This window comes from Micromonospora sp. NPDC049799, from assembly GCF_040656655.1.
Classification (GTDB): Bacteria; Actinomycetota; Actinomycetes; order Mycobacteriales; family Micromonosporaceae; genus Micromonospora.
This window is the reverse complement of the sequence record NZ_JBFAMU010000260.1, coordinates 1-6,995: the sequence shown is the minus strand read 5'-3', so window position 1 is coordinate 6,995 and position 6,995 is coordinate 1. Positions and strand designations below refer to the sequence as shown.

Here is a 6,995-nt window from a genome sequence, read left to right as displayed (position 1 = left end):
CCGTCGGTGCCGCCGCCGCCCGGGGCGCTGCGGCTGGTCGACAACTGGACGTGGCACGAGGACCCGGCCGGCTGGCGGATCGCCGCGCCGGTGGCCTGGCTGCGCTGGACGGAGGGGTCGACGACCTGCTTCCGCGAGCCGGGCGGCCCCCGCGTGCTCAGCGTGGAGAGCGGCCCGCGACGCGCCGACCCCGTCGGGTGGTGGCGGTCGGAGGAGCAACGCCTCACGGCGGCCGACAGCGCGCTGCGCGACTACCGGAAGGTGGACATCTCGGCCCTGGACATGTTCGGCGGGGCAGCGCTGTGGGAGTGCGCCTGGACCAACGCCGCCGGGGACCGCGTCCACACCGCCCGGCTGCTGGCGAACACCTCCGCCGAGCGCGCGTACACCGTCTCCTGGCTGACGAGGGAGTTCGACTGGGGGATCAACCGGGAGTTCTTCCTGATGATCCGGCAGAGCTTCACGCCCCTGCCCTGAGGCGTCCCCGGTGGACGACCGGGTGATGCCCCTGCGCCGCCGCGCCGAACTACAGTGACGTAGTTTTGGCGCTCAAGATCCCCCCGGAAGGGTGACCGACATGATGGGACCGTCCCACGCGCTGTCCGGCGCGGCGGTGTGGTTGACCGGGTCGTGGGCGCTGAACCAGTTCTACGACTACGAGCAGTCACCGCTGGCGATCGCAGTCGGTACGGCGGTGTGCGCCGGTGGCGCGCTCTTCCCGGACCTCGACCTGTCCGGCAAGGTGACCCGCAACCAGGGCGGGGCCACGGTCGCCCGCACGTTCGGCGTGTTCTCGTTGTTCATCGCCGAGGTGACGGAGAAGGTCTCGCTCGGGGTCTACTACGCGACGAAGCTGAGCAAGGACCCCCGCCGCAACAACGGCCACCGAACGCTGACCCACACACTGCCGTTCACCGCCCTGGTCGGCTGGGGCACCACCGCGCTCTGCGCCGCGTACGGCAAGTGGGCCGTGATCGGCATCCTGTTCTTCATGTTCGGCCTGGCCCTGCGCGGCCTGTTCGACGAGTGGGCGGAGCGGGCCGGCTGGGTGATCGTCACCCTCGCCTCGGCCGCCGCGGCCTGGTTCACCTTCGCCAACCTGCCCGGCGACCGCGGCTATCCGATGATCGGCCTGGCCGTCGGGGTGGGCTGCTTCGTGCACATCATCGGGGACATGATCACCCGGGCCGGAGTGCCGATCCTGTGGCCGATCCCGATCAAGCGACGCATGTGGACGATGATCAGCCTGCCCGACCGCATCGCCCTGCGCGCCGGCGGCAAGACCGAGGTGCTGGTGGTCCGCACCGCGCTGACGATCGTCTCCGTGCTCGCCACCCTCGGGCTGGTCGCCCCGTCGGTCCTGCAACGCTTCAACATCGACGTGTGACCGTGCTCTCCGACGCCCACCTGCCGCCGGCGGCCGACGACGAGGTGCCCGCGTTCTGGCGGGCTCTCGGGCTTCCCGGGCTCGCCGACGTGCACGTGCACTTCCTGCCGCCCCGCCTGCTGCGCCGGGTCTGGGCGTACTTCGACGCGGCCGGGCCCCTGGTCGGCACCGAGTGGCCGATCCGGTACCGGTGGAGCGACGCCGAGCGGGTCGCCCACCTGGGCCGGCTCGGCGTACGGGCGTTCAGTGCCCTCGCGTACGCCCACCGGCCCGGCATGGCGGCGGAGCTGAACCGGTGGACGCTGGAGTTCGCCGCGACCACACCGGGGTGCCTGCCCTCGGCGACGTTCTTCCCCGAGCCGGAGGCCGAGCGGTACGTCGCCGACGCCCTCGACTCCGGCGCCCGGGTGTTCAAGGTCCACGTGCAGGTGGGCAACTTCGCGCTGACCGACCCGGCGCTGGACCGCGTCTGGGGGATGCTCGCCGACGCGGGCGTCCCGGTGGTCACGCACGCCGGGCACGCGCCGGTCGGCACCGACCACACCGGACCGGATCCGTTCGCCGCCCTGCTCGCCCGGCACCCCGCGCTCCACGCGGTGGTGGCGCACCTGGGCGCGCCGGACTACCGGGCGTTCCTCGACCTCGCCGAGTCCTACGAGCGGGTACGCCTGGACACCACGATGGCGTTCACCACGTTCTTCGACCGGTTCGTGCCGTTCCCCGCCAACGAGCGGCCCCGGCTGCGCGCGCTGGGGCTGGCCGGCAAGGTGCTGCTCGGCAGCGACTTCCCGAACATCCCCTACCCGTACGCGGAACAGCTCGCCGGCCTGGCCCGGCTCGACCTGGGCGACGACTGGCTGCGCGCGGTGTGCTGGCACAACGCCGCCGCCCTGTTCGACCTGGACGGATAGGTCAGACGCCGACGCGCTGCGGCGGGACGGTCAGACCGTAGAGCGCCATCAACTCGGGACTGTCGACCCGGCTGCCGTCGGCCACCGAGTCGCAGGCGATGTCGACGATCTGGTCCTTGTGCGCCAGCAGGTACGGCCGGGCGCCCACATCGGCGCTGGCCAGGGTGGCGATGCCGGACCAGTGCCGGCGACCGAACAGCATCGGGTATCCGCGCAGCCCGCCGTAGGTGGCGCACACCAGCACGTCCGGATACGGCAGCGCGGCCACCCGGCGTACCGCCGCGGTGGTCAGGCCCGGCATGTCGACGGGGACCACCACCACCGCCTCGATCCCCTCGTCGTCGAGGGCGGACAGGCCGGCCCGGATGGACGAACCGACCCCGGTGCCCCAGGCCTTGTTGACCACGACGGTGGCCCGGGTCAGGTCCGCCGTCTCGCGGACCTGGTCGGCCGCGGCGCCCAGCACGACCACGATCCGCTCGCAGCCCGCCTCGGTCATCGTGTCGATCATCTGGTTGACCAGGGGCTTCTCCCCCTGGTGCAGCAGGGCCTCCGGGCCACCGATCCGGCGTCCCCCGCCCGCGGCGATGATCATTCCTGCGATCCGGTTCAGCTGGGCCCCCTCCACAGTGGGACGGGCCGGCACCGTGGTGCCCGTCCGTCCCGTCCTACGCACACCGGTTGCAACGAACGCGGCCGGACGGGAGTAGCGGGGCAAATCGCATCGATTAGGTATCTATCCCGTTCAGCCCAGCGGGTGGTCGCCGCTCCGGGGCGGGCCATTCGTCTGGTTCTGTCGCAGAGCTTCCTCGAGTTGGTCTTCGAGGATGACGATCCGGCAGGCGGCCTCCAGGGCAAGACCCTGGTCGACCATCTCGCGAGCCCGGGCCGCCAGGCGCAGTTGATAGCGGGAGTAGCGTCGGTGCCCTCCGGCGGAGCGGTGCGGGTTGATGAGTTTCGCCTCGTCCAGCCGGCGCAGGAAGTCCTGGGTGGTGCCGAGCATCTCCGCGGCCCGACCGATGGTGTAGGCCGGGTAGTTCTCGTCGCCGAACATGTCGTCAGGGTTTTGCGTCATGTCACCTCCACGTCGAGGGCCCCGGCGCGTCAGCGCCGGGGCCCAGGGTTACGGGTCAGAACACCATCTACCGACAGGAACGTCGGCTTGTCGTATGCGCACCAGCCGCAACTGACGGCTTCGGGTGCGAGGATCGCATAAGCGTGACCGGAGACCACCTCTCGTTCGATGGAAACTGCGGTGTCCGCCGAGCCTGGAATGACGGCCGATGGCGGGCGATCCAACGGTGTGCGGCCCTCCCTTTCCTCTGCTTCCGTTTCCCTTGCTGTCGTACGGTCCGCCAGCGTCGGGGCCCACGCGACTTCCTGGCCCCTGCACGTACGGCGAACATCAGGTGGAGCCCCGAGAGAGCATCGGCCTCACCTGCGCGCCCCGCGCAAATCCATCGGGGCTGATCGTGCTCCTACCACCTCTACGAGGAACGGTGAAGATCTTTCCGTTCCTCGCCGTCCGTCGTGACCTCACGGCCGGACGGTCCGTCTGCGTCGTGACGGATCTGTACTCTCGACTTGAGGAAGAGTATGCCACCCCGCCGAAGATATCTAGTCGTTCCAGCCTAGATTTTCGCACCGTCATCAAGGGTCGCGGATCTTGCGGTTCAGCAGGGCGCTGGCCGTGCCGGACAGCGGCCAGACGCCCGTGCCGCATGGCCCTAACCACCAGGAACAGCCTGGTCCGGGACGAGGACGACTCGCCAAGGCCCGGTGACATGCTCGGGCACGATCTCCACGGTCACCGGGTCACCGGGGCGCAGGTCTAGCCCGAAGGGGCTCTTCCACCCGTGGTCCTTGTCGCCGTACATGCCGTTGCCGCTCGTCCCGTAGTCCCACCACTCGCCCGTGGTGACCTCGACGCCGTTGACCCGCACGTGCAGCAGACCGGGCGTCTGGGCGACCATGTCGATCTGGGCGAGCGTCCGCCAGGCCACCGTCTGACGGACCGGACGCAACGGGTCCGTCGGGTCCGAGCGGATGACGACGGCGTCGGCGCACGCCGCCGGAGCGCAGTTCGGCGGCATCCGGTCCAGCGGAGTGGGCGTTGCCGACGGCCGGGGCGGCAGCGGATAGCGGTCGAACGGGATCCGCTCGCCGACCGCGATCCCGAACGTCGCACCGTCCGGGATCGGTGCCGCAGCCCTGCTCGACTCGTCCTGCCGCTCTGCCCCGCTGAGCCTCATGACGAAGGTGGCGGGTTCACCAACCCTGACGCCCAGGCCGGCGAAGTCCGGCGGGCGCAGCGATCCACCACAGCTGCCGTCGGCCAGTTCGCGGCCGTTGACGCGCAACTCGTGCATGATCGAGACGTTCTCGCCGGCGCCGTCGCAGCGAGTGAAGACGACGAGGTCGAGGGTCGTCGGCACCACCGTCAGCTCGACCCGTTGCTCCGGCGCCGTCCCGGAGGCTGCGGCGACGACACGCGCCCCCAGGGCGTACTCCGGGAATCCCTCGATCATGCGTGCCGGCGACGGGCTGACCGCCGGAGCGGGGGTGACGTCCGGCTGCCCTCCAGGTACGGCGACGGCCAGCGCAACCACCGCGACCACCGCGGCGGTGGTCCAGGTCGCGATCCGCCGCCGGCGCCGCGCGACCACCCTGGTCCGTACGCCACGCAGCCGCCCCTGCGGCACGAACTGCTCGGCCGCGCCGACGGAACGGTCGTCGAACACCTGCTTGAGGTCGATCAGATTCATTGCCGAACCCCTTCCGGCGCGAACGTCTCATCGAGTCGCAGCTTGGCCAGCGCGCGGCTGGCCTGGCTCTTCACCGTTCCGACCGAGCAGCCGAGGGTCTCGGCGGTCTCAATCTCAGACAGGTCCTCGAAGTAGCGCAGCACCAGCACCGCGCGCTGCCGGCGAGGCAGACCGCCCAACGCCCGCCAGAGCCGCTCCCGATCGTCCACGGTCTGGTACGGGTCGGCGCACTCCCCCGACTCGGGCAGGTCGGCGGTGGGCAGCTCGCCCCGCCACCGGCGCCGCCACGACGAGGCGTACGTGTTGACGATGATCCGCCGCACGTACGGCTCGGGATCGCCCTCGACGCGCCGCCACGCCTCCCATGCCCGCGCCAGGGCCGTCTGCAGCAGGTCCTCCGCCAGCGCCCAGTCGCGGGTGAGCAGGAAGGCGGTGCGCAGCAGCCGCGGTGAGCGGGTCACGACGAAATCGTCGAACCCCTCCGGTGTGATCACATGCCGCCCTTCCGTCGAGTCGGTCACCCGGTAGTACCGGTCGTCGCCGGAAAAGGTTGCGTCACCGCTCCCCGCTCGGTGTCACGCGGCGTCGGCGTAGCTCTCCACAACGGACACGTCCAGCGGGAACCGCACCGGGGTGTCGCCGAAGAGCAGCGCCGACGCCCGCTCGCCGCTGCGGCCGACCGCCTCCGCCACCGCTTCGGCCTGCTCCGCCGGGCAGTGCACCATCACCTCGTCGTGCTGGAAGAACACCAGCTCGGCACCCGTGCCGGCCAGCTCCCCGCGCAGCGTGGCCAGCAGCGTCGACGCCCACTCCGCGGCGGTGGCCTGGATGACGAAGTTGCGGGTGAACCGTCCCCGGGCCCGGGCCGCCCGGGCCCGGGGTGACTGCGGGTCGCCGCCGCCGACGTCGCCCTCGACGTCGTCGCCGAACCCGGCCGTGCCCGGCGGGCAGGTCCGCCCCAACCACGACCGGACCAGCCCGCCGGCCTCCCCGGTGCGGGCCGCCGCCTCGACGTACGCGAACGCCGTCGGGTAGTTGCTCCGCAGCACCGCCAGCGCCGGCACCGCCGCGCCACCGGTCTGCCCGTACATCGCGCCGAGCAGGGCCACCTTGGCGCGGGCCCGGTCACCGCCGAAGGCGTCCTTCGCCAGGGCCGCGTAGAGGTCCCCCGCCCCACCGGCGGCGGCCAGCCGGCCGTCACCGGAGACCGCGGCGAGCACCCGGGGCTCCAACTGGCCCGCGTCGGCGACGACGAACCGCCACCCCGGGTCGGCCACCACGGCCCGCCGGATCACCTTGGGAATCTGCAACGCCCCACCGCCCCGGGTGGCCCACCGGCCGGAGACCACCCCGCCCGGCACGTACTCCGGCTGGAACCGGCCGTCGGAGACCCAGGCGTCGCGCCAGGCCCAGCCGTGCGCCGTCCAGATCCGGTAGAGCTCCTTGTACTCCAGGACGAGCGGCACCGCCGGATGGTCCACCCCGCGCAGCACCCAGGCCCGCGTGTTCGGCACCTCCACGCCCGCCCGGGCGAACGCCCGCACCAGCTCCGCCGGGGAGTCGGCGTGCACCTGACGTACGCCGAACGCCTCCGCGATCCGCCCGGCCAGCTCGGCCAGCCGGCGCGGCGGGCCGCCGACCGGGGAGGGCTCCCCGAGCAGGTCGGCGAGGAGCGCGTCGTGCACGTCGACCCGCCACGGCAGGCCGGCGGCCCCCATCTCCACCGCGATGAGCGCACCGGCCGACTCGGCGGCGACCAGCAACCGGAACCGGCCGGGGTGCTCGGTGGTGGCGATGCGGGCGAGCTGGTCCGCGTACACCCGCGTCAGCGCCTCGATGCCCGGCCCCGGTGAACCGGACGGGGCGTCGAAGAGCGCGTCCTGACCGTGGCCGGGCGGCGCCGCCGGGCGCGGCGGCGGATCGGCCGGCACG

Annotated in this window: 7 protein-coding genes and 1 pseudogene; 3 read left to right on the top strand and 5 right to left on the bottom strand. The window is 72.2% G+C overall.

Annotated elements, in window-relative coordinates:
- The 3 genes and pseudogenes from AB0I76_RS19050 to AB0I76_RS19040 all read left to right on the top strand — a co-directional run.
- Positions 1-477, top strand: a pseudogene (locus AB0I76_RS19050) (hypothetical protein); the annotation flags it as partial.
- A 100-nt stretch (positions 478-577) separates the two neighbouring features.
- Positions 578-1,387, top strand: coding sequence for a metal-dependent hydrolase (locus AB0I76_RS19045; protein ID WP_357036906.1), 810 nt, complete (start codon positions 578-580; stop codon positions 1,385-1,387).
- 20 nt (positions 1,388-1,407) lie between these two features.
- Positions 1,408-2,298, top strand: coding sequence for an amidohydrolase family protein (locus tag AB0I76_RS19040; RefSeq protein WP_357036910.1), 891 nt, complete (start codon positions 1,408-1,410; stop codon positions 2,296-2,298).
- Position 2,299: 1 nt separating this feature from the next.
- On the opposite strand, the gene AB0I76_RS19035 is transcribed toward AB0I76_RS19040, so the two are convergent.
- The 5 genes from AB0I76_RS19035 to AB0I76_RS19015 all read right to left on the bottom strand — a co-directional run.
- The gene (locus AB0I76_RS19035; RefSeq protein ID WP_357036903.1) at positions 2,300-2,893 is read right to left on the bottom strand and encodes a nucleotidyltransferase family protein; all 594 of its coding nucleotides are present in this window, start codon (positions 2,891-2,893) and stop codon (positions 2,300-2,302) included.
- Positions 2,894-3,043: 150 nt separating this feature from the next.
- Positions 3,044-3,373, bottom strand: a complete 330-nt coding sequence (locus tag AB0I76_RS19030) for a helix-turn-helix domain-containing protein (protein WP_357036900.1) — start codon at positions 3,371-3,373, stop codon at positions 3,044-3,046.
- A 652-nt stretch (positions 3,374-4,025) separates the two neighbouring features.
- Entirely contained in the window at positions 4,026-5,063 is a 1,038-nt protein-coding gene (locus tag AB0I76_RS19025) for a hypothetical protein (protein ID WP_357036897.1), read from the bottom strand.
- Positions 5,060-5,557: a SigE family RNA polymerase sigma factor gene (locus AB0I76_RS19020; RefSeq protein ID WP_357036895.1), complete on the bottom strand. Its 498-nt coding sequence runs from the start codon at positions 5,555-5,557 to the stop codon at positions 5,060-5,062. Before AB0I76_RS19020 ends, AB0I76_RS19025 begins: the two co-directional genes overlap by 4 nt.
- Positions 5,558-5,638: 81 nt before the next feature.
- Positions 5,639-6,995: bifunctional 3'-5' exonuclease/DNA polymerase (locus AB0I76_RS19015; protein WP_357036892.1), on the bottom strand; the 1,357-nt coding region annotated here is incomplete at its 5' end.

Excerpts from the sequence above, each read along its gene's own strand:
- AB0I76_RS19045 (WP_357036906.1), top strand. The coding sequence starts at position 578 with ATGATGGGACCGTCCCACGCGCTGTCCGGCGCGGCGGTGTGGTTGACC.
- AB0I76_RS19025 (WP_357036897.1), bottom strand. The coding sequence starts at position 5,063 with ATGAATCTGATCGACCTCAAGCAGGTGTTCGACGACCGTTCCGTCGGC.
- AB0I76_RS19030 (WP_357036900.1), bottom strand. The coding sequence starts at position 3,373 with ATGACGCAAAACCCTGACGACATGTTCGGCGACGAGAACTACCCGGCC.
- AB0I76_RS19035 (WP_357036903.1), bottom strand. The coding sequence starts at position 2,893 with ATGATCATCGCCGCGGGCGGGGGACGCCGGATCGGTGGCCCGGAGGCC.